Here is a 25,681-nt window from a genome sequence, read left to right as displayed (position 1 = left end):
CCCCGGCCGCCCCGGCGAGCGGGACGCTGGCGGTGCTCGTCACCGCGCTTCCCCACCCCGCGCGGCGTCCCTGACGTCGGTGGACGCATCGGTCTCGTCCGCCTCGTCGCCCTCGTCCGTCTCGTCGTCAACCCGGTACGGCTGCGCCTCACCCGCGTACTTCGCCTGGGCGGCGAGCCGCTGCACCTCCGCGTCGGCGTTACGGGCGGCGGCGAGCAGGTCGTCGATGTGCTTGACCTGGTCCTGCACGTCGTCGAGGACGAACGTGAGAGTCGGCGAGTGCCGCAACCCGAGCGCCTTGCCGACAGTGCTGCGCAGCAGCCCCTTGGCGCTCTCCAGCGCCGCGGCGGTGTCCGCCTGGGCCACCGCGTCACCGAGCACGGTGTAGAAGACCGTCGCGTCGCGCAGGTCAGCGGTGATCCGGGCGTCGGTGATGGTGATCATCCCGAGCCGCGGGTCCTTGATCTGGCTCCGCACCACCGACGCGACCAGCTCACGCACCCGTTCCGCGTGCCGGCGTACCTTGGCCGGATCAGACATCTCGCCACCTCCACGGCGTCCTGCTCCCGGTCGACCCGGCGACCCGGGGGTCGCCGGCCGACCGGCCAACATCTCGAACACTACCTTCGCGGCCGCACCGGTCGCCCGGCACAGCCGGCTCCGGGGTCAGTCGTCGTCCACGCCGTACAGCCGGCGCCGAACCGACAACAGCTCGACCTCGGGGCGACCGGCCACCAGGCGCTCACAGGAGTCGAGCACCTCGCGGACGTGCGCCGTCTCGGCGGCCACCACGGCCACCGCGAGCTGCGCTCGACCATGCAGGTCGAGCGCACCCACCTCGGCGGCCGACACCTCGAAGCGGCGCAGTGCCGCCACGATCGGCCGTACATATGATCTCTTGGCTTTGAGCGACCGGGAGTCGCCCGGCAGCAGCAGGTCGAAGACCGCGGTTCCGGTGAACATCGCCCCGGACGATACCGCCAACCCGCCCCGCATGATCAAGGGGTTTACGCCGAACGGCGTAAACCCCTTGATCAGCGTGTCACTGCCGGATCAGGCGCGAACCTTCTCCCGCATCTCGAAGGTCTCGATGACGTCGCCGACCTGGACGTTGTTGTAACCACCCAGGGTCAGACCACACTCGAAGCCCTCGCGGACCTCCGTTGCGTCGTCCTTGAACCGCTTGAGCGAGGTGATCGTGAGGTTGTCCGCCACGACCGTCCCGTCCCGAAGCAGGCGAGCCTTCGCGTTGCGCCGGATGATGCCCGACCGGACGATGCAACCGGAGATGTTGCCGATCTTGGACGAGCGGAACACGTCGCGGATCTCCGCGGTGCCCAGCTCGGCCTCCTCGTACTCCGGCTTGAGCAGGCCCTTGAGCGCTGCCTCGATCTCCTCGATGGCCTGGTAGATGACGGTGTAGTACCGGATCTCCACGCCCTCGCGGTCGGCCATCTCACGGACCTTGTTCGAGGCCCGCACGTTGAAGCCGATGATCGTGACCGGCTCGGACGAGGCACTCGCGAGCATGACGTTGCTCTCGGTGATCGCGCCGACGCCCCGGTCGAGGACCTTGAGCTGGACCTCCTCGGGGATGTCGAGGTTGAACAGCGCGTCCTCCAGGGCCTCCACGGAACCGGAGACATCACCCTTGAGGATGAGGTTGAGCGACGTCTTCTCGCCCTCCTTGAGCTGCTCCATGAGCGTCTCAAGAGTGGCCCGACCACGGGAGTTGGCGAATGCCGCCGCCCGCCGCCGCGCCTGCCGCTGCTCGGCGATCTGCCGCACCGTGCGGTCGTCCGCCGCGGCGAGGAACGTGTCACCCGCGCCGGGCGGCGCGGTCAGACCCAGAACCATGACCGGACGCGCCGGCCCAGCCTCGGAGAGCTGGTTGCCGTTCTCGTCGAGCATGGCCCGGACCCGGCCGTGCGCCCCACCGGCGACGATCGAGTCGCCCGCCCGCAGGGTGCCCTTCTGCACGAGCACCGTCGCCACCGCACCGCGACCCTTGTCCAGGTGCGCCTCGATGGCCACACCCTGCGCCGGCCCGTCGATCGGAGCGGTCAGCTCCAGCGACGCGTCGGCGGTCAGCAGGACCGCCTCGAGCAGCTCCTCGATGCCGATGCCCGGCTTGGCTGCCACGTTGACGAACATGGTCTCGCCGCCGTACTCCTCGGCGACCAGGCCGTACTCGGTCAGCTGCTGGCGGACCTTGTCCGGGTTGGCCTCCGGCTTGTCGACCTTGTTGACCGCGACCACGATCGGCACGTCGGCCGCCTTGGCGTGGTTCAACGCCTCGATGGTCTGCGGCATCACGCCGTCGTCGGCCGCCACCACCAGGATCACGATGTCCGTCACCTGGGCACCACGGGCACGCATGGCGGTGAACGCCTCGTGACCGGGGGTGTCGATGAAGGTCACCGCGCGGTCCACACCATCGTGCGGAACGTGCACCTGGTACGCACCGATGTGCTGGGTGATGCCACCCGCCTCACCGGCCACGACGTTCGCCTTACGGATCGCGTCGAGCAGCTTGGTCTTACCGTGGTCGACGTGACCCATGACGGTCACCACCGGCGCACGGCTGACCAGACGCTCCTCGGCCACCTCCGCGTCGAGGTCGATGTTGAACTGCGCGAGCAGCTCGCGGTCCTCGTCCTCCGGGCTGACGATCTGGATGTCGAAGCCCAGGTGCTCACCCAGCAACTGCAGGGTGTCGTCAGAGCAGGACTGGGTCGCGGTGACCATCTCGCCCAGGTTGAACATCTCCTGGACCAGCGAACCCGGGTTGGCGTTGATCTTGTCGGCGAAGTCCGACAGCGAGGCGCCACGGGAGAGCCTGACGACCTGACCCTGACCCCGGGGAGCACCCGAGCTCATGGTCGGAGCCGACAGGTTGTCGAACTCCTGTCTGCGCTGCTTCTTGGACTTGCGACCGCGCGTCGGCCGGCCACCCGGACGCCCGAAGGCACCCGCGGCGCCGCCGCCACGGCCACGACCACCGGCACCCGGACGACCGCCGCCACCGGAGGGAGCACCCGGACGGAAACCGCCACCGGGAGCACCGCCACCGCCGCCGGGACCGCCACGGTAGCCACCGCCACCGCCGGCACCCGCGCCGCCACCAGGGCCGCCGCGGTAACCGCCACCGCCACCGGCGCCACCGCCGGGACCGCCACGGAAGCCACCGCCGCCGCCACCGGGACGACCGGCGCCACCGCCACCGGGGCGACCAGCGCCACCGGGACCGGGACGACCGGCAGCCGGACGCTGGCTCGGCATGGACGCCGGGCTGGGCCGCGGCGGCATGGAGTTCGGGCTCGGCCGCGGCGGCATGCCCGCCGGGCTGTTGGGCCGGGGACCACCCGCACCGGCGGCCGGGGGCCGCTGCTGCTGGCCACCCTGGATGCCGAACGGGTTGTTACCGGCGCCGCGCGCCGGTGGGCGACCACCGGGTCGGGCACCCGGACCCGGAGCCGGCGTGCTCGGACGAGCGGCCGGCGAACCGGGACGGGGTGGCATCGCGGCGGGACCCGGCCGAGGACCGGGACGGTTGCCGCCGTCGGCCGGAGGCTCCCGGCGAACGGGGTTGTCCCGCTGCTGCTGGCGGGCGGCCTGTGCGGCCTTGACCGCGGCCTCCTGCTCAGCCTTCAGCGCGGCGGCACGCGCCTCGGCGGCCGCCACCTCGATGTCGTGGGCACTCGCCGGCTTGGCGACCGGAGCCGCCGGCTGCGGCGCACCAGGCACCGGGCCCTTCGGCTTCGGGCCGGGCGCCGGCGCGGCCGGCCGCCGAGGCGGCATCGGCTTGGCCGAGACCCGGGGCGCGCCCGGGGTCGGGGACAGCGTCGGGGTCGGGTTCGAAGCCGGCGTCGGCGCGGGCGCCGACGGGGCGGCCGGTGCCGGAGCACCGGCGGACGCGACGAATGCGTTACGCAGCCGCCGGGCGACGGGCGCCTCGACGGTGCTGGACGCGGACTTCACGAACTCGCCCATTTCCTTCAGCTTGGCGAGAACGGTCTTACTCTCGACCCCGAGCTCTTTTGCAAGCTCGTGTACGCGGGCCTTGCCTGCCACTGCACTCCTCACTCCGAGGTCGTGCGGGCAGCACCCGCAGCGACCTCACTCGTGCACTTGAAGCCTGGTCATTTCAGGGACTTCATCGTGTGCTCATGTCGGTCGTCCTACCCTGCTAGCGACCCTCGCCCGGTCGGGCTGACCGGACGTAGTGGTTGGCGCATCGACGTGCTCCGCCAGCACACCGTGGTCAAGGACCTCGGTGATGCGCAGCGCACGCCCGAAGGCGCGGCGGCGCACCGCCAGCGCGAAGCAGGCCGGATCCGGGTGCATGTTCGCTCCCCGACCCGGCAGCCTGCGGCGCGGATCAGGCCGGAGACTGAAACCAGCCTCGTCCCGGACCGCGACAATCCGCAGCAATTCGCTGGCCGGCGCACGTTGCCGGCAACCCACACAGGTGCGTTCCGGCGTTGCGCGTCGTACCACTGGAAGAAGTCTACCCCTAGCTGCCCGAGATCGCGCTGCCCGGCTCCCGCACGTGATCAGCTCCCGCACGCGCGGCCGGGGCGGTCTGCTCCGCATCGGACCGAATGTCGATCCGCCAACCGGTCAATCGCGCCGCGAGTCGGGCATTCTGCCCCTCCCGACCGATCGCGAGGGAGAGCTGGAAGTCGGGAACGGTCACCCGGGCGGCTCGACCGGCCAGGTCGACCACCTCGACCCGCAGCGCCTTGGCCGGCGACAGCGCGTTACCGACGAAGGTGGCCGGGTCGTCCGACCAGTCGATGATGTCGATCTTCTCACCGTGCAGCTCGCTCATCACGGCCCGCACCCGCTGACCCATCGGGCCGATGCAGGCGCCCTTGGCGTTCACCCCGGGGGTGGTGGAGCGTACGGCGATCTTCGTGCGGTGACCTGCCTCACGGGCGATCGCGCCGATCTCCACAGTGCCGTCGGCGATCTCCGGCACCTCAAGCGCGAACAGCTTCTTGACAAGCGCCGGGTGCGACCGGGACAGGGTGATCTGCGGCCCGCGCATGCCCTTGGCGACGTGCACCACCACGCAGCGCACCCGCTCGCCGTGCGCGTACCGCTCGCCGGGCACCTGCTCGGACTGCGGCAGCACGCCCTCCAGCTTGCCGAGGTCGACGCTGACGATGCCCTTCTCGGTACGCGTCTCGTGCGCCTGCACCACGCCGGTGACCAGGTCACCCTCGCGGCCCACGTACTCACCGAAGTGCACCTCGTCGGTGGCCTCCCGCAGGCGCTGGAGGATCACCTGCTTGGCGGTCATGGCGGCGATCCGGCCGAAGTCGTGCGGGGTGTCGTCCCACTCCCGCACCAGGCTGCCGTCGGCGTCCATCTCCTGCGCGTACACCAGGGCGGCGCCCGACCTACGGTCGATCTCCACCCGGGCGTGCGGCTCGGCGCCGTCGGTGTGCCGGTAGGCGGTCAGCAACGCGGTCTCGATCGCCGCGAGAATCGTGTCGAACGGGATCTCCCGCTCGCGCTCGAGTGCGCGCAGCGCCGCGAGGTCGATGTTCACCTCTCCTCGTCCTCCACATCATCTTCGTCGTCGATGTCGTCTGAATCGTCGATCTCGTCTGAGTCGTCAGCGTCGTCGAACTCCTCGTCCGGCTCGCCGAGTTCGGCGAGCCGGGTGAACTCGACCTGCACCCGGCCGGGGCCGAGCTGGGCGTACGCCCAGGAGCCACGGCCGTCCTCGGTCTCCAGGTGCACGCCCTCGTCGTCGGCCGCGATGATCCGGCCGGTCAACTGGCGGTCACCGGTGGGCTGCTCGCCACGCTGACCGGGCAACGCGGCCGCGCCCCGGGCGGTGACCTTGACCAGCCGGCCCACGTTGCGCCGCCAGTGGCGGGGCAGGGTGAGTGGCCGGTCGACGCCCGGCGAGCTGACCTCGAGCTGGTACTCGCCGGCGACGATGTCGCCACCGGTCTCCTCGGCGGCGTCCAGCGCGGCCGAGACCGCGCGGGAGACGTCCGCGACGGCGTCCAGGTCGATCCCGCCGTCGCGGTCCACCATCACCCGCACCACGTGCCGGCGACCGGCCCGGGAGACCGACAGGTCCTCCAGGTCGTAGCCGGCGTCGTTGACCACGGGCTCGATCACGGCCCGCAACCGCGTGCGTCGCGCTGCGAGATCACCACCGCGGGGACCCGCGGCATCGCGGGGTCGCCCAGTCGACCTGGTGGCACGGCCACGCTGCGTCATCTCCGCACCCTCTCCCTGGTCGACGGTGATCGGTCGTCCCGACATGCCGGCGCACCACCGGAGCGGACGCGCCGGTGGCTGCGCAGAGCGTAACGCGCCTGCCCGTCGGTGGACCGGGCGGCGCACCGACGTCGGTGGCCCCCGGACCGACGGGGATGGTGTTGACTTGCCGGGTGGGGACCGGCAGAACGACACAGCGCTACCAGGCATCCAGACATTCCCGGCGAAAGCTCCTGCGGGCCGGGGCGCTGCTGGCACTCGGCGGTGCCGCGGCGCCGCTGACCGGCTGTGATCTTTTCGACCGTGACGATCAGCCAGCGCCACCACCGGACCCGCTGCGGCCGATGGTGGACGAGGCACTCGGGCTCGCCGCCGCGTACCAGGCCCAGGTGGCCGCGCGTCCCGAGCTGGCCGACCGGCTCGGCCCGATCGCCGAGGCGCACACCGCGCACGCCACCGAGCTGGCGCGGGTGATCGGCGTCGCCCTGCCCACCGCGGTCGCCGCTCCGGCGATCGACCCGGTGAACACGCTGGCCCCCCTGCGCGCCCTGGAGAAGGCCGCCCAGCAGTCCGCCACCGCCGCCTGCGCCGCGGCCAGCGCGGAGCGGGCAGCGCTGCTCGGGTCGATCGCCGCCGCCCGAGCCACCCACCAGGAGGCCCTGAAGTGAGGCAGCCGTCCGCCGAGGAGGCGCTCGCCGCCGCCCTGTCCGCCGAGTACGCGGCCATCTACGCCTACGGGCGGATCGGCGTCCGACTCACCGGGGCGGCGCGGGAGGCCGCACACCAGGCCGAGGCCGCGCACCGCAGCCGGCGCGACGCGCTTGTGGTGCAACTGAGCGCCACCGGTGGCGCCGTGCCGCCGGACCGTGCCGGCTACGCGCTGCCGTTCCCGGTCACCGACCGGGTCAGCGCCCTGCGGCTCGCCGCCGAGGTGGAGGAGCGCACTGCCGCGCACTGGCGGGCGGCTCTGGCGTCCACCACCGGCGCCGACCGGGACCAGGCGTTGGCCGCCCTCGTCGAGTACGCGGTGCGGGCCACCCGGTGGCGGAAGACGGCCGGCGTGACCCCGCTGACTGTCCCGTTTCCCGGTCGGCCGACCTGAACCGTTCCACCCCGGTTGCGGTACGCATACCAGGTATGCATACTCCGTTGCCATGTCCATCCGTCACGGGTTGCTCGCCCTGCTCGAACGCGGCCAGATGTACGGCTACCAGCTACGCGCCGCGTTCGAGGAGTCGACCGGCTCGACCTGGCCGCTGAACATCGGGCAGGTGTACACCACGCTGTCCCGGCTGGAACGCGACGGTCTGGTGCGCCCGCTGCCGGAGAGCGAGGCCGGGCAGCGCCCGTACGAGATCACCGACGCCGGCCGGGCGGATCTGGCGCTCTGGTTCGCCACCCCGGTCAGCCGCAACGACCGACCCCGTGACGAGTTGGCGATCAAGCTGGCGCTGGCGCTGACCACCCCCGGGGTGGACGTCCGCTCGGTGGTGCAGGCCCAGCGCAGCGCGACGATGCGGGCTCTGCAGGAGCTGACCCGGTTGAAGTACGGCAGCAACCGGCCGGAGGACCTCCCCTGGCGCCTCGTGCTGGACTCGATGGTGTTTCAGGCCGAGGCCGAGGTCCGCTGGCTGGACCACTGCGAGACCAGTCTGGTGCGCCACCAGCCCAGCGGCCCGGCACCTCCCCCGCCCCCACCGGGTGACGCCGACGCGCGGGACGCGGCGCGGTGGGCCGGCGAGGAGGCGCGACGGTGAGCGGATCGGACGACGCGGTGCTGGAACTACGCGCCGTCCACCGCACTCACGGCGCCGGACCGGCGGCGGTGCACGCGTTGCGCGGGGTCAGCCTGGTCGTCCGGCCCGGCGAGCTGGTCGCCGTGATGGGCCCGTCCGGCTCCGGCAAGTCGACGTTGCTGGCCCTCGCCGGCGGGCTGGACCGCCCGACCGGCGGGGAGGTCCGGGTGGAGGGGCAACCGCTGGGGGCGCTGGACCGTCGCGGGCTGGCCCAGCTACGCCGCCGCCGGATCGGCTACATCTTCCAGCAACTCAACCTGCTCGGCAGCCTGAGCGCGCTGGAGAACGTGGCACTTCCCCTGGAACTCGACGGCGCCAGCGGACGCCGGGCCCGGACGCTGGCCATGGCCGCGCTCACCGAGGTGGGTCTACCCGCGCTGGGTGACCGCTTCCCCGACCAGCTCTCCGGCGGGCAGCAGCAGCGGGTGGCCATCGCCCGCGCTCTTGTGGGCGAACGCCGACTGGTGCTCGCCGACGAACCCACCGGGGCCCTGGACTCGCAGACCGGCGAGGCGGTGCTGCACCTCCTGCGCCGCCGGATCGACGCGGGGGCCGCCGGAGTGCTCGTCACCCACGAGGCCCGACATGCCGGCTGGGCCGACCGGGTGGTGTTCCTGCGCGACGGCGTACTCGTCGACACGACGGCACCGCTGGGCAGCGTCGAGCAACTGCTGTCCGGAAGCGATCGGTGACCGTTCGCCGCACCAGGCCGGCGTCGGCCCGGTTCGACACCCCCGCGACACGAACGGTCGCGCCACCGGTCCGGGCCGGTCGGCGGCGCCTCGCCGAGCTGACCGGCTCCTGGCGCACGGCGTTGCGGATCGCCCGGCGGGAGTCCCGCCGGGCCCGACGCCGGACCGCCCTGGTGCTCGCGATGATCGCCCTGCCGGTGGCCGCGCTGGCCTTCCTGGCCGCCAGCTACGACATGGCCGCGCTGACTCCGCAGGAACAGGTGGACCGCCGGCTCGGCGTGGCCGACGCGGAACTGCGCTGGATCGCCGACACCCCGGTACGACAGCACGAGTGGGGTGCCAGCGGGTACCCGCTGGACGGCGAACAACCACCCAGCACCCGAGTCACCTCCGCCCAGGTGAGGGCACTGCTCGGGCCGGGCAGCCGGGTCACCGAGGTGCGCACCGGCATCCCGCTGACCCTGCGGGGCCCACACCGTGACGAGGACGTGGAAGGGCGGGTGCTGGACCTCGGCGACCCGTTGGCCCGTGGGCTTGTGCGATTCCGGGCGGGCCGGGCGCCCGAGCAGCCCGGCGAGGTCGCGGTGAGCCCGGCGGCGCTGCGCCGCCTGGACCTGCGCCTTGGTCGCGCCGTGGCCCTCGCCGACGGGAGCAGGGCGTACACCGTGGTGGGGGTGGTCGAGTTTCCCGACAACCTCGACGCGGTGGTGGCGCTGCATCCGGGTGCGGCGCCGCGGGCCAACCCCGAGCCGGAGAGCGACTGGCTGGCGGACGTGCCGGGCACCATCGATGCCGCACAGGTGTCCCGGCTCAACGAGCAGGGGGTGGTGGTCGCCACCCGCTCACCGGCCGACCCGGCCGGCGAACGGAAGCGCAGGTGGCTGGGTTCCGTCGACCCGAGCGGCACCAACGACCTGAGCACCGGCGTACTGATCGCCGGTCTCGGGCTGCTGGAGGTCGTGCTGCTTGTCGGACCGGCCTTCGCGGTCGGCGTCCGTCGCCGACGGCGGGATCTGGCGCTCGTCGCGGTGGCCGGCGGGGATGCCGCCCAGCTTCGTCGGGTCGTGCTGGCGGACGGCGTGGTGCTTGGTGTGCTGGGCGCCGCCACCGGCCTGCTGGTCGGCGTCGGCGCGGCGTTCGCCGGTCGTCCGCTTGTGGAGCAGTACGTCTTCAACGCCCGCTTCGGTGGGTACCGGTGCTGGCCGCTCGCGCTGGTGCTGCTCGGTGGGGTCGCGGTGCTGGCCGGGGTGCTCGCCGCGCTGGCACCGGCCTGGACCGCCGCGCGGCAGGACGTCAGCGCCGGCCTCGCCGGGCGGCGCACCCCACCGGTGTCCCGGACCCGGTGGTTGGCCGTCGGGTTGGCGCTGGTGGGCGGCGGAGCCGGGTTGGCGGCGGTCGGGGCCGCCCGCACCTCCCCCCCGGTGATCCTCACCGGCCTGATCCTCGGCGAGTTGGGCCTGGTGTGCTGCACGCCCACCCTGATCGGCGCGCTCGCCCGGCTCGGCCGCGTGTTGCCGTTGGCACCGCGAATCGCGTTGCGCGACGCCAGCCGCAACCGCGCGTCCGCCGCGCCCGCCATCTGCGCCGTGATGGCAGCGGTCGCCAGCAGTGTGGCGCTCGGCGGATTCCTGGCCAGCGACGACGCCCGGTACTCGCGCGCCTACCGGCCGATGCTGCCGACCGGCCACGTGCTTGTCTACGCGGGCGAGTCGGCTCGGCAGCCCACCCTGGAGCAGATCGCCGCCGCGGCCCGGGAACAGCTTGGCCCCGGCGAGGTCGCCCCGATCAACACGGTGAGTTGCGGGGACGGTACGGGTTACTGCGACGTCGCCCCGACGCTCCCGCCCGCGCAGGTCTGCCCCTGGCAGCCCGGGGACGACCTCTCCGACGCGCAGCGCCGGCAGGCTCGGGCCGACCCGCGCTGCCGGAACAGCGCGATGACCTCGGCCGACGGCTACGTGCAGACCGGAGTGGATGACGGGACCGCACTGCCGCTGCTCACCGGCGCGGACCCGGCGACGACCGCCGCCGCCACCGCCGTGCTGCGCGCCGGGGGCGTGGTGGTGACCGACCCGCGCTACCTGCACGACGGCCTGGTGACCGTGCGCGTGAACCAGGTGGATCCCGGGACCGACCGGCCGCGCGCCGCAGCCGACTTCCCCGGGTACGCGTTGGAGAACGTGGTCAGCCAACCCCAGCTACTGCTCTCCGCGTCCGCGGCCCGGCACCTCGGCCTGACCTGGTCACCGAACGGTTGGGTGATCGGCACCTCCACCCCGCCGGACCGACATCAGCGGGAACGGTTCGCCACCGCGCTGCGGCCCTTCGGCACGTTCTCGTTGTCGGTGGAGTACGGCGGCGGTCCGCAGGACATCTCACCGCTGCTGCTGCTGCTCGCGGCAGCGGCCGGAGTGATCACGATGGGTGCCGCGGGGATCGCCACCGCGCTCGCCGCCGCCGAGGGACGCGCCGAACTGACCACCCTCGCGGCCGTCGGCGCGGCACCGGCGGTACGCCGGATGCTGGCAATCTGCCAGGCGGGGGTGATCGCCGGTCTGGGCTCGGTGCTCGGCATCGTGGCCGGGCTGGGCACCGCCGCGATCGTGCTGTTCTCGGCGAACCGGCAGTACGCCAACGACTGGCCGGTACCCGACCGGTATCCGTATCTGGTGCCGTGGCCCGCGCTCGGGGTCCTGGTCCTGGTGCCGATCGTGGCGATGCTCGGGGCGGGCCTGTTCACCCGCGCCCGGCTGCCGATCGAACGGCGGCTGGACTGACTGTGACGTGACCGCCCGGTCGGCGAGCCGGGCGCGTACGGGGGGTGCCGGCGGGGCCGGGCAGCCGGCACACTGATCCGCGTGTCAGTGCTCGGAACCCTCACCCGTCGAGTCGGTCACCATCGCTGGTTCGGCGCCGCCGCACGTCTGCTGGTCCCCGCCGACCGGATGGTCGGTCGACTCACCCGGGGGCGCGTGGTCGCGCTCGGGCTGATCCCGTCCCTGGTGATCACGACGACCGGCCGCCGCTCGGGCAAGCCACGCAGCAATCCGCTGCTCTACGTGCCCGACGGCGACGCCTTCGTGGTGATCGGCTCCAACTGGGGGCAGACCCACCATCCCGGCTGGGCGATGAACCTGCTCGCCGATCCCGCCGCGGAGGTACAGGTGAAGGGCCGCCGGGTGCCGGTGCGGGCCGAGCGGGCGTCCGGCGCCGAACGGGACCGGCTGTGGGAGTTGTTGGTCACCGAGTGGCCCGCGTACCGCACCTACGTGCGACGGGCCGGCGGCCGGGAGATCCACATCTTCCGGCTCGTGCCGACCGGGCGCGGCGTGCCGGCCGGTCCCCCGTCGGCTGGCTAGGCTGACGCTCAGTCGCGAACGAAGGCGGGTCCCGTGGACGCGAGCAGTGAGCCGGTGTCGCGAGACGCGCGGACAGCGGCGGCCCCGCGAGCCTGGCGGTCGCGCACCGTGGCGGCCGGGTGAACGCAGGCGGCGAGCAGGCCGAGGTCGGCCGGGGCCTCGACGATCGACGGTGGGCGGTCGCGGAGCGGGTCGCCGAGGCGGTCCGCCGACGCTTCCCGGCCGATGTGCTCGCGGTGGCGGTGCACGGGCCGCTGGCGCACGGTGACGACGACGGCGGCGGGGACCACGAGGCGGGCCTGCTGGTGGTCACCTACCGGCCCGGTGCCGGTCCGCGACCGGCGACCCGGCGCGTGGACGGAGTGCTCGTCGACCTGACCGTGGCCGCCGCCGAGGACTACCTGACGCAGGCCCGGGTGATCTCTCCGCTCTGGCCGCTGACCGCCGACCGGTACGTCACCACCCAGCCGTTGCACGATCCGACCGGCTGGTTGCGGACGCTGCGCGACGAGCATCTCGGCCGACTGGCGCGGGCCCGGCCGGGCGAATTCAGCACCGCGGCACGGCAGGCCTGGTATCGGGGCAGCGCGGCGCACGCTCGGGCCGCCCGGCTCGCGGAGTGGTACGAGACCGACCAGGCCCTGCTGATGCTCGGCGAGGCCCGGCTGGTGGCGGCCACGGTGACGGGCCTGCTGAGCCGCACCTACTACCGGGATCCCGGCGACGCGGTACGACGTACCGGGTTGGCCGGCGCGGACATGACCGAGGTGGGTGTGGTGCTCGGTCGCCAGGCCGAGGAGCTGGCCGCCCGTGGTCGGGCGGTCGACGGCACAGTCGACGACCTGCTCAGCGGTTGACGGGCGTCACAGCCCGCCCGGCACACCGATCAGCGTGCCGACCAGGTACGTGGCGCCGGCGGCCGCGGCACCCAGCAGCAGTTGACGCAGCCCGCTGGTCCACCATGGGCGTTGGGTGAAGCGGGCCACCACGGCTCCGGCGGCGAACAGCCCCAGCCCGCCGACGCCGAGTGCCAGCCACAGCTCGGTGGCGCCGAACAGGTAGCTCAGTAGCGGCACCAGCGCGCCCACCGAGAAGAACAGGAACGACGAGATCGCCGCGGCCCACGGGCTGGGCTGGTCGTCGGGGTCGACGCCCAACTCCTCGCGGACGTGCACCCGCAGAGCCTCCTCCGGGTCGCGCCGCACCGCTTCGGCGACCTGGGTCGCCAGGTCCCGGGGAAGACCCCGGGCCACCCAGGCGTCGGCCAACTCCCGGGCCTCCGCCTCGGGGTGCCGTTCCAGCTCGCGCCGCTCCTTGGCCACCTCGGCGGCGACCTGCTCGTTGGCGGAACGGACACTCGTGTATTCGCCGAGCCCCATCGAGATGGCGCCGGCCACCAGGCCGGCGGAGCCGGTCAGCACGATGCTGCGGGGTGACACCCCGCCGCCGCCGACACCGGCGATCAGGGCGATGTTGGTGACCAGACCGTCCATCGCGCCGAAGACGGCCGGGCGCAGCCACCCGCCGGAGACGTCCGCGTGGTGCGCCTCGCGCAACGCCGCAGGGGTGTCGGTCACGGCAGGGTCAGGATCTCGTGGCCGTCCTCGGTCACCACGATCGTGTGCTCGAACTGGGCCGTCCACTTCCGGTCCTTCGTGACCACTGTCCACCCGTCGTCCCACATGTCGTACTGGTAGGTGCCCAGCGTGATCATCGGCTCGATGGTGAACGTCATGCCCGGCTCCATGATGTCGGTGGGCCGTGGGCTGTCGTAGTGCGGCACGTAGAGCCCGCTGTGGAAGGCCTCGCCGATGCCGTGGCCGGTGAAGTCGCGGACCACGCCGTAGCCGAACCGCTTGGCGTACGACTCGATGACCCGGCCCACCACGTTGATCTGCCGGCCCGGGGCGACCGCGCGGATGCCGCGCATCATCGCCTCGTGGGTCCGCTCGACCAGCAGCCGGGCCTCCTCGCTGACCGCGCCGACGCAGAAGGTGGCGTCGGTGTCGCCGTGCACCCCACCGATGTACGCGGTGACGTCGACGTTGATGATGTCGCCGTCCTGCAGCACGGTGGAGTCGGGGATGCCGTGGCAGATGACCTCGTTGAGGCTGGTGCAGCAGGACTTCGGGAAGCCCTTGTAGCCCAACGTCGACGGGTACGCGCCGTGGTCGCAGAGGAACTCGTGCACCACCCGGTCGATCTCGTCGGTGGTCACGCCGGGCTTGCAGTGCTCGCCGGCGAGCTGGGTCGCCTGGGCGGCGAGCCGGCTGGCGATCCGCATCTTCTCGATGGTCTCCGGCGTCTGCACGTGCGAGCCGCGCCACTGGACGGGGCGCTTCTTGCCCACGTACTCCGGTCGGGCGATCTGGGATGGCACCTGACGCATCGGGGAGAGCGTGCCTGGTGTCAGCGGCGGACGGACGGTCATGCCGCCAGCCTATCGCCGGGGTCGCTGGTGACCCGCGCCACGGGCGCTCCGAGGGGGTTGTTGCCCCACCAGATCGGCTGTGCCATGGTGTCCACGTGGATCAAGGGGGAGCACCACCCGTCTTCTCCGCCAGCGCGGAGATCGACGGTGACCACCTCCACGTGGTGGTGGCCGGTGAGGTCGACATGGCCACCGCCGACACCATGCTCCAGACCGCGCTGCGCGAGCCCGCCGAGCGGATCACCCTCGACCTGAGCGCCGTCACCTTCTTCGACTCGGCCGCCATCCACGCCCTGGTCCGGCTCGCCCAGCAGTTTCCGGGCGCACTCACCGTCCTGGCGTCGCGGCAGGTCCGCCGGGTGCTGGAGATCTCCGGCCTGGGCGAGCAGAGCTGGCTCCGACCAACCTGAGACGACGACCCGGCCGCCGCCGGGCGCCCGGTCAGCCCCGCAACTCCCGGCGCAACGTCACCTCGGTGCCCTCGTCGGTACGCCGCACCGACAGCTCGCCCAACGCCCTGATCAGCGCCAGGCCACGCCCCCGGAACCCGGAGCCGGTCGACTCACGCCACTGCCCGCTGTCGCGCACGGTGGCCGTCACCGTCCGATCCTCGATGGCCACCTCCACGCTGATCACGGCCTCGGCGGGGTGGACCGGATGCTCGATGGCGTTGGCCGCGGCTTCGGAGACCGCCACCGTCAGGTCGAACAGGTCCGTCTCGTCGACCGCGTGCGCCACGAGGAAGTCCTCCAGGCGCTTGCGCAGCACGCTGAGCCGGGTCGGGTCCGCCGGCAGCCGCAACGCGAAACGGTTCAGCTCGGCCGCTTCGAGGGCGAGGACCGCCACGTCGTCGCCGCGTGGACGCCCGTCGACCCGCTCGACGACCGCGTCGATCAGGTCCGCCACGTGCTCACTCGGGGTCGCCGCGTCGAGGCACAACTGGGCCAGCGCGGCATCGATGCCGAGCTGCCGGTCCTCGATCAACCCGTCGGTGTAGAGCAACAGCCGGCTGCCCGGCGCCAACTCGCCCTCGACCGCCTCGTACGTCGCCCCGGGGATCGCGCCGACCGGTGGGCCGAGCGCACGGTCGTGCAGGAACGACACCTCACCCTCCCTGATCAGCAGCGGGGACGGGTGACCGGCGCTCGCGTACCGCAGCCGGCCGGTGCGCGGGTTGAACAGCAGACAGACCACCGTGGCGAAGGAGCGGCCGTCGGTGGATCCGACCAGCCGGTTGAGCCGGGTCAACGACTCGCCCGGGTCGTAGCCCTCCAGCAGGTACGCCCGCAAAGCGTTGCGGAGCTGACCCATCGCCGCGGCGGCCTGGACGCCCTTGCCGACCACGTCGCCGATGACAAGCACCAGGTCGTCGTCCTCGACGTTTATCGCGTCGTACCAGTCACCGCCGACCTCGACGTCGGCGGTACCGGGCAGGTACCGGCTGGCCACCACCGCTCCGGGCAACTGCGGCAGCGACCGGGGCAGCAGGCTGTGCTGCAGGGTGGTCGCGATGCGGTGTTCGGCTTCGTAGAGCTGGGCGTTCTCCAGGCGCACCCCGACCAGCCGGGCCAACTGCGTCAACGCGGCCTCGTCGGCCTGCGCGCCGTCGCCGGCCGGACGCCAGACCCGCAGTTCGCCGAGCGGCTCGCCGGCGGTGCCGGTCAGCTCGGTCACGAACGACGGGTCGGTGGTGGTGGCGTCGCCGTTGTCCGCCTCGGACCGCGCCCCGGTGGCGGTGACCACCACCCGCGCGGCCTCGACGAGACTCAGCGCGTGCCGGGCGGCGACCTGGAGCACCTCGGCGGTGGACCGGGCGGTGTTCACGGCCACCGCCGCGTCGGCAAGCGCCCGGAGCCGACGGATGATCTGACCACGGAGCTGGCCCAGCTCGACGTTGGCCCGGACCCGGGCGATCAGCTCCTGGCTGGAGAACGGTTTGGTGAGGTAGTCGTCGGCACCGGCGGAGAGGCCGGCGACGGCCTCCGCGGAGCCGGCTCGGGCGGAGAGCAACACGATCGGCACATGACGGGTACGCGGGTCCGCCCGCAACGCGCTGACCAGCCCGAATCCGTCCAGTCGGGGCATCATCACGTCGCTGAGCACCAGGTCGAAGCCGCCCTCACGGGCCAGCGGCAGGGCAACCAGCCCGTCGTTGGCGGTGACCACCTCCCAGGTCGGGGAGAGCAGTCTGGTGACGTGCTCACGCAGGTCCACGTTGTCGTCGACGACCAGGATCCGGCCGGCCGGAACGGTGTCCGTCGGCCGGCCGTCGAACCCGGGTGTCGGCGCGACGCCGGTCCACAACGCGGTCTCCGCCACGTAGAGCCGGGCCTGTTCGAGCTCGCCCGGGGGCAACGGGTCGAAAGCCGCGACCCGGTCCGCGGGCAGGTGTGCCGAACCGAACGGAACGGTCACCGTGAAGGTGCTGCCCTCGTCGACCTGACTGGTCAGCCCGACCGAGCCGCCGTGCATCTCGACAAGTTCCCGGACCAGCGCCAGGCCGATCCCGGTGCCCTCGTGGGTACGGGCGCGCACCCCCGGCACCCGGTGGAACCGCTCGAAGACGTACGGCAGCTCGTCCGGCAGGATGCCGACGCCGGTGTCGGTCACCTCCAGGCGGGCCATGCCGTCGACGGCCCGGACCCGCACCCGGATCTCACCGTCGAAGGTGAACTTCACCGCGTTCGACACCAGATTGAGGACGATCTTTTCCCACATGTCCCGGTCGAGGAAGACCGGAGCCGGCAACGGTGGGCAGTCCACCACCAGCCGCAACCCGGCCCGTTCGGTCGCCGAACGGAAGGTGCTGGCCAGTCGGGCGGTGTAGCTGGCGAGGTCGGTGGGCTGGTAGCGGGCGGCGAGCCGCCCGGACTCCAGTCGGGAGAAGTCGAGCACGGTGTTCACCAGTTTGAGCAGGCGCAGCGCGTTGCGGTGCATCATGGTGAGTCGGTCGGTGTCGGCCGCCGGCAGGGCCGGGTCGGCAAGCATGTCCTCCAGCGGCCCGAGCACCAGGGTCAGCGGGGTGCGGAACTCGTGGCTGACGTTGGCGAAGAAGTTCGTCTTCGCCAGATCCAGCGCCGCCAGCTCGGCGGCGCGGGCCCGCTCCTGCTCGTACGCCCGCTGGGTGCCGGCCGCACGGGAGATCTGGGCGGCGACCAGCTCCAGGAAGTTGCGGTAGTCGTCGCTGAGCGGAAGCTGGCGGGCCACCCCGACGACAAGCGCGCCGACCGTCTGGTTGGTCGCCCTGAGGGGCAGCACGAGAGCCTGGTCGGCGGCGTCGACCGGTGGCGGATTGAGCAGATCGGCCACGTCGACTGTCGCGGGCGCGGTGCCGGCGGCGATCCGGGCCAGCAGGTCGGCGGTGTTGCCGACGACGGCCGGGGCGGTGCCGGTGGAGCCGGCCAGGGAGAGACGACCGCTCCCGTCGGCCAGGTAGATCAAGGCGAAGGGCACATCCGCCCGGTGCCGGCCGAGCACCCCGGCGGCGGTCCGACCGAGTTCGGTCGCGCTGCCCGTCTCGGTCAACTCGGCGCCCAGCTCGGCAAGTGCCCGCAGCCGGCGCTCGCCGAGCACCCGGCCGGTGGTCTCGTTGACGACGCAGTAGACGCCACTCACCGAGCCGTCCTCACCGCGGATCGGGTCGTACGAGACGTTGAAGTAGGTCTGCTCGACAAAGCCGTGCCGGTCGAGCAGGAACGGGTGGTCGTCGCCCCGGTAGGAGCGCCCGGTGCTCCGCACGCCGTCGAGCAGCGGGCCGAGCACCGCCCAGGTCTCCGCCCAGTGGTGACGGGCCGGTTGGCCGAGCACGTGTGGATGTTTGCTGCCGATCGTCGGTCGGTAGGCGTCGTTGTAGAAGGCGAGCTGCTCGTCGCCCCAGAACATCACGATCTGCGCGCTGGAGGCGAGCATCATGCCGACCGCGTTGGAGAGCGCCAGCGGCCAACGGCCGGGCTCGCCGAGCGGGCCGGTGGACCAGTCGAAGCGACTCAGCCGCTCACCCATCTCACCACCGGCCGCGAACGCCGCCGCCAGCATCGGAGGAGCCTCTGGGCCGGGCGCGACGGACTGCCCGATGTCCGCACCCCCCTGGGCCGAGCTCATACACCCTCCCGCTCCGGCCGGCACCCCGCGACCGTTGATCTTCACCCGCCGTGCTTCGACTTGTACCCCAGCGGACCAGCAACGTAACGCAAGACGACGGTTGGGCGCTGTTGACGTCCGCCCGAGCCGTCGGGGACTGGACAGTACGGGCGCGCGCCGGCGTCGAACGGCGGTCGTCAGCGCCCCTGACGAGTCAGAAGATTGGCAGCCCGTCGATGCTCGCCGCGTTCCTGGTGGCCCGGTAGACCGCCAGATCGTCGGCGGTACGACGGGAGTGTGAGGTGAGTAACAGGTCTCGTTCGGCGCGGAAGTCCATCAATGGCACCGCGAAGCCGCAGGAGTCGCTGATCCGTTCCACCTCGACGATGATCACCGCTCGGACGCCGTGCACGCCCGGCGGCGCGGGAAACTCGGCGAGCCGGTCGGCGAAGCCGTCCTCGGTCACCGCGACGCTGCGGCCCTGGCCCTGCAACCGGACGATCTTCGGTGGCCCGTCGAAGGCGCAGAACATCAGCGTGATCCGGCCGTTGTCCCGCAGGTGGGCGATGGTCTCCGCCCCGCTGCCGTGATAGTCGAGGTAGGCCACCCGGTGCGGGCCGAGGATCACGAACGTGCCCCGCATGCCCTTCGGGGAGACGTTGACATGCCCATCCGCGCCGGACGGCGCGGTGGCCACGAAGAAGACCGGCTGGTCCGCGATGAAGTCACGTAGCCGACCGTCGATCTCCGGATAGACCTTGCCCATGCGGCGATCCTCCCATCGGCCCCACCGCCCGTCGGGGCGACCTACGTCACACCGCTGCCCACGTGCTCGGCGGCGGCCCGGACCAGCGCCGTGATCGGCCGAGGCTCCTCGTCGTTCTCCGGATGCCACTGCACGCCGAGCACGAACGGCAGCGCCGGGTCCTCGACGGCCTCGATCACCCCGTCCTCCGCCCACCCGGTGACCGCGAGTCGACCGGGATCGGCGACCGCCTGGTGGTGGTACGAGTTGACCCGGTCCACCCCCGCCAGCACCGACGCGGCCAGGCTCCCCGGCACGAACCGCGCCGGATGGGTTCCGTAGACGCCGGGCGCCGGCCGGTGCCCCTCGTGACCGACCACGTCGGGCAGGTGCTGGTGCAGGGTGCCGCCGTAGGCGACGGCAAGCAACTGCATCCCCCGGCACACGCCGAGCACCGGCAACTCGGCGGCGAGCGCGGCGGCCAACAGCACCAGCTCACCGGCGTCCCGGTCCGGCCGATCCTCGGTACGCGGGTCGGGCCGCTGGCCGTACCGCCCCGGCCCCACGTCCGCGCCACCGGCCAGCAGCAGCCCGTCGAGGACGGCCACCACGTCCGCGTCCACGTCGTCCGGCGGCAGGACCACCGCGCGGCCACCAGCGGCCGTCACCGCCCGCGCGTACGCCTCCGGCACCAGCACGGCCCGTACGCCCCGCCAGGCCGCCCAGTCGACGGGCTCGACGTACGCGCTGATCCCGATCAGCGGCCTCCGCCGGCCCGGCGCCGCTCGCGACCGCGAGGCTCGCACGGCGGGCGCGCTCACAGCGGCGTGACGTACGCGCCGGTGATGCCGCCGTCGACGACGAACTGCGCGGCGGTCATGAACGAGGCGTCGTCGCTGGCCAGGAACGCCACCGCGGCGGCGATCTCCTCGGGTTGCCCGAAGCGTCCCATCGGCACGTGCACGAGCCGGCGGGCGGCCCGCTCCGGGTCGGCCGCGAACAGCTCCAGCAGCAACGGGGTGGCCACCGGGCCGGGACAGAGCGCGTTGACCCGGATGCCCTCGCGGGCGAACTGCACGCCCAGCTCCCGGGTCATCGCCAGCACCCCGCCCTTGCTCGCGGTGTACGCGATCTGCGACGTCGCCGCGCCCATCAGCGCCACGAACGACGCCGTGTTGATGATCGAACCCTTGCCCTGGCGGCGCATGTGTGGGATCGCGTACTTGCAGCAGAGGTAGACGCTCGTGGTGTTGACCCGGAGCACCCGCTCCCACGCGTCGAGGCCGGTGTCCAGGATGGAGTCGTCGTCGGGCGGGGAGATGCCGGCGTTGTTGAACGCGATGTCCACCCGGCCGTGCCGGTCGGCCACCCCGTCGAACAGGTCGCGGACCGCCGACTCGTCGGCCACGTCGGTGGGCACGAACTCGCCGCCGCACTCCTCGGCGGCCCTCGTGCCGGCCGCCGCGTCGATGTCCACGCAGACCACCCGGGCCCCCTCGGCGGCGAACCGCCGCACGGTGGCCAACCCGATGCCGCTGCCCGCTCCGGTGACCACTGCCACCCGGTCCTGCAACCGACCCTGCACAGGCGTCACTCCTCTGTCGCGATGAACACGTTCTTGACGTCGGTGAACGAGTGCAGCGCGTCCGGGCCCAGCTCACGGCCGAGCCCGGAACGCTTCATCCCACCGAACGGGGTCCAGTAGCGCACCGACGAGTGCGAGTTGACGCTGAGGTTGCCCGAGTCGACGGCACGGGCCAGTCGGAGGGCGCGACCCACGTCCCGGGTCCAGATCGAGCCGGAGAGCCCGTACTCGGTGTCGTTGGCGAGCCGGACCGCGTCGGCCTCGTCGTCGAACGGCAGCACCGAGACCACCGGGCCGAAGATCTCCTCCCGCCAGTGCCGGTCGGCCGGGGAGTCGGCCAGCAGCACGGTGGGCGCGTGCCAGAAGCCGGGGCCGTCGGGGCAGGAGCCGGTGAAGGCGACCTGCGCGTCGGGCAGGTAGCCGGCGACCCGGTCCCGCTGGGCGGCGGAGATCAGCGGCCCCATCTCGGCGGTCTCCCGGGACGGGTCCTCCACCCGCACGGCGCGTACCGCCGGTTCGAGCAGGGCCAGGAAACGGTCGTACACCTGGCGCTGGACCAGGATCCGCGACCGCGCGCAGCAGTCCTGGCCGGCGTTGTCGAAGACCGCGCCCGGCGCGGTCGCGGCGGCGCGTTCCAGGTCGGCGTCGGCGAACACGATGTTCGCGCTCTTGCCGCCCAGTTCCAGGGTGAGTCGCTTCACCTGGGCCGCGCAGCCGGCCATGATCCGGGCACCGACCTCGGTGGAGCCGGTGAAGCAGATCTTGCGGACCGCCGGGTGGCTGACGAACCTCTCCCCCACCACCGCACCCGCGCCCGGCACGACGGTGAACACGTCCTCGGGCAGGCCCGCCTCGTGGGCCAGCTCGGCCAGCCGCAGCGCGGTGAGCGGGGTCAACTCGGCGGGCTTGAGCACCACTGTGTTGCCGGCGGCGAGGGCCGGGACGAACCCCCAGGCGGCGATCGGCATCGGGAAGTTCCACGGCACGATCACGCCGACCACGCCGAGTGGCTCGTGGAAGGTGACGTCCAACCCGCCTGGCACCGGGATCTGCCGCCCGGTCAGCCGCTCGGGCGCCCCGGCGTAGTAGTCCAGGACGTCGCGGACGTTGCCGGCCTCCCACCGGGCGTTGCCGATGGTGTGACCGGAGTTGCGCACCTCCAGCGCGGCCAACTCCTCCAGGTGGGCGTCGACGACGGCGGCGAACCGCCGCAGGAGTCGCGCCCGATCCCCCGGCGCCACGCCCCGCCAGGTCTCAAAGGCGCGGGCGGCCCGCGAGATGGCGGCGTCGACCTCGCCGACGGAGGCCCCCGGAACCTCCCGCACGGTCTCCCCGTTGGCCGGATCCAGCAGAACCGTCACGTGCCCGCCCACCCTTCCTCCGCGCGATCGCGCGGTGTCGGCCCCGACTCGCCGGTCAACGACACGATCGCCGGTGCGGTGGGGTACGGGCTTCAGAGGCGTTCGAAACCACGGGTCAGCTCCCAGTCCGTCACGGCGGCGTCGAAGGCCGCCAGTTCCACCCTCGCCTGGTTGGCGTAGTGGGCCACCACCTCGGCGCCGAACGCGTCCCGGGCCACAGTGGATTCCTCCCAGAGGGCCAGGGCGTCGCGCAGCGTCCCCGGGACGCGCTCGGCCTCCGGGTCGTCGTACGCGTTGCCGGTGCACTCCGCGCCCAGTTCCAGCTCCCCGTCGATGCCGTGCAGCGCGCCGGCGACCAGCCCGGCGATCGCCAGGTACGGGTTGACGTCGGCGCCGGGCACCCGGTTTTCCACACGCATGCCCTGCCCGTGCCCGACGACCCGCAGCGCGCAGGTGCGGTTGTCCACGCCCCAGCGCAGCGCCGTCGGGGCGAACGAGCCGGGTTGGTAGCGCTTGTAGGAGTTGATGTTGGGGGCGAACAGCAGGCTGAACTCCCGCATGGTGGCGAGCAGCCCGGCGAGCACCCGTTGCCCGGTCTGGGACAGGTGCGCGGGCCCGTCGCCGAGCATCGCCGAGGCCCCGCTGGTGTCGCGCAACGAGAAGTGGATGTGGCAGGAGTTGCCCTCCCGCTCGTTCGGCTTGGCCATGAAGGTGATCGCCATCCCCTCCTGGGCGGCGATCTCCTTGGCGCCGTTCTTGTAGATGACGTGGTGGTCGGCGCAGGCGACGGCCTCGTCATAGCGGAAGGCGATCTCGTGCTGGCCGAGGTTGCACTCACCCTTGGCGCTCTCCGGCGTGAGCCCGGCGCCGGCCATCTCGGTGCGGATCCGGCGCAGCAGCGGCTCCACCCGGGCGGTGCCGAGCAGCGAGTAGTCCACGTTGTACTGGTTGGCCGGGGTGAGGTCGCGGTAGCCGCGCCGCCAGGCATCCTCGTACGAGTCGCGGAACAGCACGAACTCCAGCTCGGTGCCGGCGTACGCGGTCAGCCCGTGCTCGGCCAGCCGGTCCAGTTGCCGGCGCAGGATCTGTCGGGGTGAGGCGACCACGTCGCCGGAGCCGTCGAGCCAGGTCAGGTCGGCCAGCAGCAACGCGGAGCCCGGCTGCCAGGGCATCCGGCGCAGCGTGGCGAAGTCCGGCACCATGGCGAAGTCGCCGTAGCCGCGTTCCCAGCTCGACATCGCGTACCCGTCGACGGTGTTCATGTCGACGTCGACGGCGAGCAGGTAGTTGCAGCCCTCGCTGCCGTTGGTCACCACCTGGTCGAGGAAGAAGGGCGCGTGGAACCGCTTGCCCTGCAACCGACCCTGCATGTCGACCAGAGCCAGCACCACCGTGTCGATCTCACCGTCGGCGACGGCGACCCGCAGTTGTTCAAGCGTGAACGGAGCTTTCGTCATGCGCGGGCCTCCATCACCAAGGTCTACTGGCAAACCGGATCACCGTCAATGCCCCCGATGGCGACTGTGGCAAACCCGGCGGGACGGGCGCGCCGCCCGTCCCGCCGGACGCGGGTCAGGCCGGGCCGTCGACCGGTGCCCGCTCGTCCGCCGGCGCACGTTCCTCGACGGTACGGACCGGACCGGTGAACCACCTGCGGGCCGAGGCGTACCACCAGACGGCGACCACCAGCAGCACCCCGCCGACGGCGAGCGGCGCGTAGTTCACCGCCGACCAGGTGAAGTCGTCGTCGCCGGGCACCCCGGCGGGCACGATCGGCAGCACGAAGTAGACGGCGATGATCGCGATCTCGACCACCGCGATCCAGCCGAGGATCTTGTATTTCGGCCCGAGCGTCCACGGGCCGGGCACGAACCGGTCGCCCAGGCGCAGCCGCAGCGCGATCGGGATGAGGAACGACAGGTAGAGCCCGAGGACCGCGACGGAGACCACCGCGTAGAAGGCGATCGGGATGCCGGCGGAGCTCTCGTAGAGCGCCGGCAGGGTCAGCACCAGGCCGGCCACTGTGGCGCCGATGATCGCGTTGACCGGGGTGCCGTTTCGGTCGACCCGCGACCAGAGCCGCCATCCGGGTACGGCACGGTCCCGGCTGAACGCGTACGCCATGCGGCTCATCGACGTCACGCAGCTCATGCCGCAGAAGAACTGCCCGATGGTGGAGATGATGATGACGATCTTGAAGAAGACCGGGGTCAGCGCGGACTCGAAGATGGCGCCGGAGAACCCGCCCGCCGCGTTGACCGCTTCGACGTCGGTGGCCGCGAAGAGGAACGCCAGCAGCAGGATCCAGCCACCGACCGCCGAATAGAAGATCGACTGCCAGAGCCCCCGCGCGGCGGCCTGGGACGCGCCCCGGGTCTCCTCGGAGACGTGCGCGCAGGCGTCGAAGCCGGTGATCGTGTACTGGGTCAGCAGGAAGCCCAGCGGCAGCACGTAGAACCAGAACGTGAGCCCACCGATGTCCCCGTCGCCGAAGCCGGAGTTGTTGAACCGCTCGGTGAACACGAACTGGAAACTCTGGTGGTTGTCGGGCACGAGGACCAGGATGGCCACCACGACGGCCGCGCCGGCCACGTGCCACCAGACCGAGACGTTCTGGAGTACGTCGATGATCCGGTGCCCGAAGATGTTGATCAGGCCGTGCAGGATCAGGATGATCACGAACAGCACGAACGCCTGCCGCAGCGTCCCGGCCCAGCCGTCGAAGAGCGCCGACAGGGTGAGGTTGAGAAACGTCGCGCAGCCGTAGTCGACCGAGGCGGTGACCGCCACCAGACCGATCAGGTTCAGCCAGCCGGTGAACCAGCCGTGCACCGGGCGACCCATGGTGGCCGCCCACCAGTAGATCCCGCCCGCCGTCGGGTACGCCGACACCAGCTCCGCCATGCAGAAGCCGATGATCAGGATGAACAGCGAGATCAGCGGCCAACCCCAGGAGATGGCGACCGGCCCGCCGTTGTTCCACGCCTGGCCGAAGGTGGTGAAGCAGCCGGCCAGGATCGAGATGATCGAGAACGAGATGGCGAAGTTGGAGAAGCCACTCCACTTGCGGCGCAGCTCCTGTTTGTAGCCGAGTTCGGCGAGCCGTCGGGCGTCGTCGTCCATCGGTTGCTCGGCGGTCGGCACGGGCGTCGTGGCCACTGCACACCTCCCTGAGGTGGTTCCGCGTGCGAGTGCGCAAAGTGTCGTCCCGGCTGATCAAGGCGGTCAATACGTCGTCGGTGGGAATCTCACCGCCGCAGGGCTAATTGCGTTGCCGTCGGGCCACCCCGGCCGGCATCCTTGACCCCGTGACCAGGCCCGATCCTCGGGCCACTCCCCGGGCGCTCGGACCGCCCGGACCGCGGCGCGGGGCACGCCTCTCTCTC

At 72.3% G+C, this 25,681-nt stretch carries 23 protein-coding genes; 8 read left to right on the top strand and 15 right to left on the bottom strand.

Annotated elements, in window-relative coordinates:
* Nucleotides 1-39: 39 nt before the first annotated feature.
* The 6 genes from rbfA to rimP all read right to left on the bottom strand — a co-directional run bounded on the left by rbfA (nucleotide 40) and on the right by rimP (nucleotide 6,246).
* Entirely contained in the window at nucleotides 40-540 is a 501-nt protein-coding gene (gene rbfA / locus AB0F61_RS00515; RefSeq protein WP_357801665.1) for a 30S ribosome-binding factor RbfA, read from the bottom strand.
* Nucleotides 541-666: 126 nt separating this feature from the next.
* Nucleotides 667-963 carry a DUF503 domain-containing protein gene (locus AB0F61_RS00510; RefSeq protein ID WP_030489481.1) on the bottom strand — a complete coding sequence of 99 codons (297 nt, stop codon included), beginning with the start codon at nucleotides 961-963 and terminating at the stop codon, nucleotides 667-669.
* Nucleotides 964-1,053: 90 nt separating this feature from the next.
* Complete coding sequence (infB, locus tag AB0F61_RS00505) at nucleotides 1,054-4,074, bottom strand: translation initiation factor IF-2 (RefSeq protein ID WP_357801662.1); 3,021 nt, start codon at nucleotides 4,072-4,074, stop codon at nucleotides 1,054-1,056.
* Nucleotides 4,075-4,167: 93 nt separating this feature from the next.
* Nucleotides 4,168-4,500: a YlxR family protein gene (locus AB0F61_RS00500; protein ID WP_355031873.1), complete on the bottom strand. Its 333-nt coding sequence runs from the start codon at nucleotides 4,498-4,500 to the stop codon at nucleotides 4,168-4,170.
* A gap of 16 nt (nucleotides 4,501-4,516) precedes the next feature.
* The gene (gene nusA, locus AB0F61_RS00495; protein ID WP_357801658.1) at nucleotides 4,517-5,560 is read right to left on the bottom strand and encodes a transcription termination factor NusA; all 1,044 of its coding nucleotides are present in this window, start codon (nucleotides 5,558-5,560) and stop codon (nucleotides 4,517-4,519) included.
* A complete protein-coding gene (rimP, locus tag AB0F61_RS00490) occupies nucleotides 5,557-6,246 on the bottom strand; it encodes a ribosome maturation factor RimP (RefSeq protein ID WP_357802068.1) in 690 nt (229 codons plus the stop codon). The genes nusA and rimP overlap by 4 nt, the downstream gene beginning before the upstream one ends.
* A gap of 155 nt (nucleotides 6,247-6,401) precedes the next feature.
* On the opposite strand from rimP, the gene AB0F61_RS00485 reads away from it, so the two are divergent.
* The 7 genes from AB0F61_RS00485 (at nucleotide 6,402) to AB0F61_RS00455 (ending at nucleotide 12,950) form a co-directional block, all read left to right on the top strand.
* A complete protein-coding gene (locus AB0F61_RS00485; protein WP_357801656.1) occupies nucleotides 6,402-6,914 on the top strand; it encodes a hypothetical protein in 513 nt (170 codons plus the stop codon).
* Nucleotides 6,911-7,348 (top strand): ferritin-like domain-containing protein, encoded by a 438-nt coding sequence (locus tag AB0F61_RS00480; RefSeq protein ID WP_357801653.1) that lies wholly within the window; start codon nucleotides 6,911-6,913, stop codon nucleotides 7,346-7,348. Before AB0F61_RS00485 ends, AB0F61_RS00480 begins: the two co-directional genes overlap by 4 nt.
* Nucleotides 7,349-7,400: 52 nt before the next feature.
* A complete protein-coding gene (locus tag AB0F61_RS00475) occupies nucleotides 7,401-8,003 on the top strand; it encodes a PadR family transcriptional regulator (RefSeq protein WP_357801650.1) in 603 nt (200 codons plus the stop codon).
* Nucleotides 8,000-8,734, top strand: a complete 735-nt coding sequence (locus AB0F61_RS00470; protein ID WP_355031867.1) for an ABC transporter ATP-binding protein — start codon at nucleotides 8,000-8,002, stop codon at nucleotides 8,732-8,734. Before AB0F61_RS00475 ends, AB0F61_RS00470 begins: the two co-directional genes overlap by 4 nt.
* Entirely contained in the window at nucleotides 8,731-11,511 is a 2,781-nt protein-coding gene (locus AB0F61_RS00465) for an ABC transporter permease (protein WP_357801647.1), read from the top strand. Before AB0F61_RS00470 ends, AB0F61_RS00465 begins: the two co-directional genes overlap by 4 nt.
* 81 nt (nucleotides 11,512-11,592) lie before the next feature.
* Nucleotides 11,593-12,093, top strand: coding sequence for a nitroreductase/quinone reductase family protein (locus tag AB0F61_RS00460; protein ID WP_357801644.1), 501 nt, complete (start codon nucleotides 11,593-11,595; stop codon nucleotides 12,091-12,093).
* A gap of 119 nt (nucleotides 12,094-12,212) precedes the next feature.
* Nucleotides 12,213-12,950: a nucleotidyltransferase domain-containing protein gene (locus tag AB0F61_RS00455; protein WP_357801642.1), complete on the top strand. Its 738-nt coding sequence runs from the start codon at nucleotides 12,213-12,215 to the stop codon at nucleotides 12,948-12,950.
* Nucleotides 12,951-12,956: 6 nt separating this feature from the next.
* On the opposite strand, the gene AB0F61_RS00450 is transcribed toward AB0F61_RS00455, so the two are convergent.
* Nucleotides 12,957-13,670, bottom strand: coding sequence for a VIT1/CCC1 transporter family protein (locus AB0F61_RS00450; RefSeq protein ID WP_357801640.1), 714 nt, complete (start codon nucleotides 13,668-13,670; stop codon nucleotides 12,957-12,959).
* A complete protein-coding gene (map, locus tag AB0F61_RS00445) occupies nucleotides 13,667-14,524 on the bottom strand; it encodes a type I methionyl aminopeptidase (protein ID WP_357801639.1) in 858 nt (285 codons plus the stop codon). The genes AB0F61_RS00450 and map overlap by 4 nt, the downstream gene beginning before the upstream one ends.
* Before the next feature lie 95 nt (nucleotides 14,525-14,619).
* Between map and AB0F61_RS00440 the strand changes: the two genes are divergently transcribed.
* Nucleotides 14,620-14,934 carry an STAS domain-containing protein gene (locus tag AB0F61_RS00440; protein WP_357801636.1) on the top strand — a complete coding sequence of 105 codons (315 nt, stop codon included), beginning with the start codon at nucleotides 14,620-14,622 and terminating at the stop codon, nucleotides 14,932-14,934.
* Between the two features lie 31 nt (nucleotides 14,935-14,965).
* Here the strand turns inward: AB0F61_RS00440 and AB0F61_RS00435 are convergent, their stop codons facing one another.
* The 7 genes from AB0F61_RS00435 to AB0F61_RS00405 all read right to left on the bottom strand — a co-directional run bounded on the left by AB0F61_RS00435 (nucleotide 14,966) and on the right by AB0F61_RS00405 (nucleotide 25,454).
* Nucleotides 14,966-18,559, bottom strand: a complete 3,594-nt coding sequence (locus AB0F61_RS00435) for a SpoIIE family protein phosphatase (RefSeq protein ID WP_357801633.1) — start codon at nucleotides 18,557-18,559, stop codon at nucleotides 14,966-14,968.
* 259 nt (nucleotides 18,560-18,818) lie between these two features.
* Nucleotides 18,819-19,370 carry a pyridoxamine 5'-phosphate oxidase family protein gene (locus tag AB0F61_RS00430; RefSeq protein ID WP_357801630.1) on the bottom strand — a complete coding sequence of 184 codons (552 nt, stop codon included), beginning with the start codon at nucleotides 19,368-19,370 and terminating at the stop codon, nucleotides 18,819-18,821.
* 41 nt (nucleotides 19,371-19,411) lie between these two features.
* Nucleotides 19,412-20,155, bottom strand: a complete 744-nt coding sequence (locus AB0F61_RS00425) for a gamma-glutamyl-gamma-aminobutyrate hydrolase family protein (protein ID WP_357801628.1) — start codon at nucleotides 20,153-20,155, stop codon at nucleotides 19,412-19,414.
* An 11-nt stretch (nucleotides 20,156-20,166) separates the two neighbouring features.
* Nucleotides 20,167-20,934, bottom strand: a complete 768-nt coding sequence (locus AB0F61_RS00420; RefSeq protein ID WP_357801625.1) for a 3-oxoacyl-ACP reductase — start codon at nucleotides 20,932-20,934, stop codon at nucleotides 20,167-20,169.
* A 5-nt stretch (nucleotides 20,935-20,939) separates the two neighbouring features.
* Entirely contained in the window at nucleotides 20,940-22,295 is a 1,356-nt protein-coding gene (locus AB0F61_RS00415; protein WP_357801622.1) for an aldehyde dehydrogenase family protein, read from the bottom strand.
* 92 nt (nucleotides 22,296-22,387) lie between these two features.
* Nucleotides 22,388-23,752 carry a glutamine synthetase family protein gene (locus tag AB0F61_RS00410; RefSeq protein WP_357801621.1) on the bottom strand — a complete coding sequence of 455 codons (1,365 nt, stop codon included), beginning with the start codon at nucleotides 23,750-23,752 and terminating at the stop codon, nucleotides 22,388-22,390.
* A gap of 115 nt (nucleotides 23,753-23,867) precedes the next feature.
* Nucleotides 23,868-25,454 carry an amino acid permease gene (locus AB0F61_RS00405; RefSeq protein WP_357801618.1) on the bottom strand — a complete coding sequence of 529 codons (1,587 nt, stop codon included), beginning with the start codon at nucleotides 25,452-25,454 and terminating at the stop codon, nucleotides 23,868-23,870.
* Between the last annotated feature and the right edge of the window lie 227 nt (nucleotides 25,455-25,681).

The organism is Micromonospora sp. NPDC023888 (genome assembly GCF_040639415.1).
In the GTDB taxonomy this organism is placed as follows: domain Bacteria; phylum Actinomycetota; class Actinomycetes; order Mycobacteriales; family Micromonosporaceae; genus Micromonospora.
This window is presented reverse-complemented; position numbering and strand designations above follow the sequence as displayed.

Coding starts and splice junctions, on each gene's coding strand:
- AB0F61_RS00410 (WP_357801621.1), bottom strand. CDS start 23,752: ATGACGAAAGCTCCGTTCACGCTTGAACAACTGCGGGTCGCCGTCGCC.
- AB0F61_RS00430 (WP_357801630.1), bottom strand. CDS start 19,370: ATGGGCAAGGTCTATCCGGAGATCGACGGTCGGCTACGTGACTTCATC.
- rimP (WP_357802068.1), bottom strand. CDS start 6,246: ATGACGCAGCGTGGCCGTGCCACCAGGTCGACTGGGCGACCCCGCGAT.
- map (WP_357801639.1), bottom strand. CDS start 14,524: ATGACCGTCCGTCCGCCGCTGACACCAGGCACGCTCTCCCCGATGCGT.
- AB0F61_RS00475 (WP_357801650.1), top strand. CDS start 7,401: ATGTCCATCCGTCACGGGTTGCTCGCCCTGCTCGAACGCGGCCAGATG.
- AB0F61_RS00510 (WP_030489481.1), bottom strand. CDS start 963: ATGTTCACCGGAACCGCGGTCTTCGACCTGCTGCTGCCGGGCGACTCC.
- rbfA (WP_357801665.1), bottom strand. CDS start 540: ATGTCTGATCCGGCCAAGGTACGCCGGCACGCGGAACGGGTGCGTGAG.
- AB0F61_RS00435 (WP_357801633.1), bottom strand. CDS start 18,559: ATGCTGGCGGCGGCGTTCGCGGCCGGTGGTGAGATGGGTGAGCGGCTG.
- AB0F61_RS00485 (WP_357801656.1), top strand. CDS start 6,402: ATGGTGTTGACTTGCCGGGTGGGGACCGGCAGAACGACACAGCGCTAC.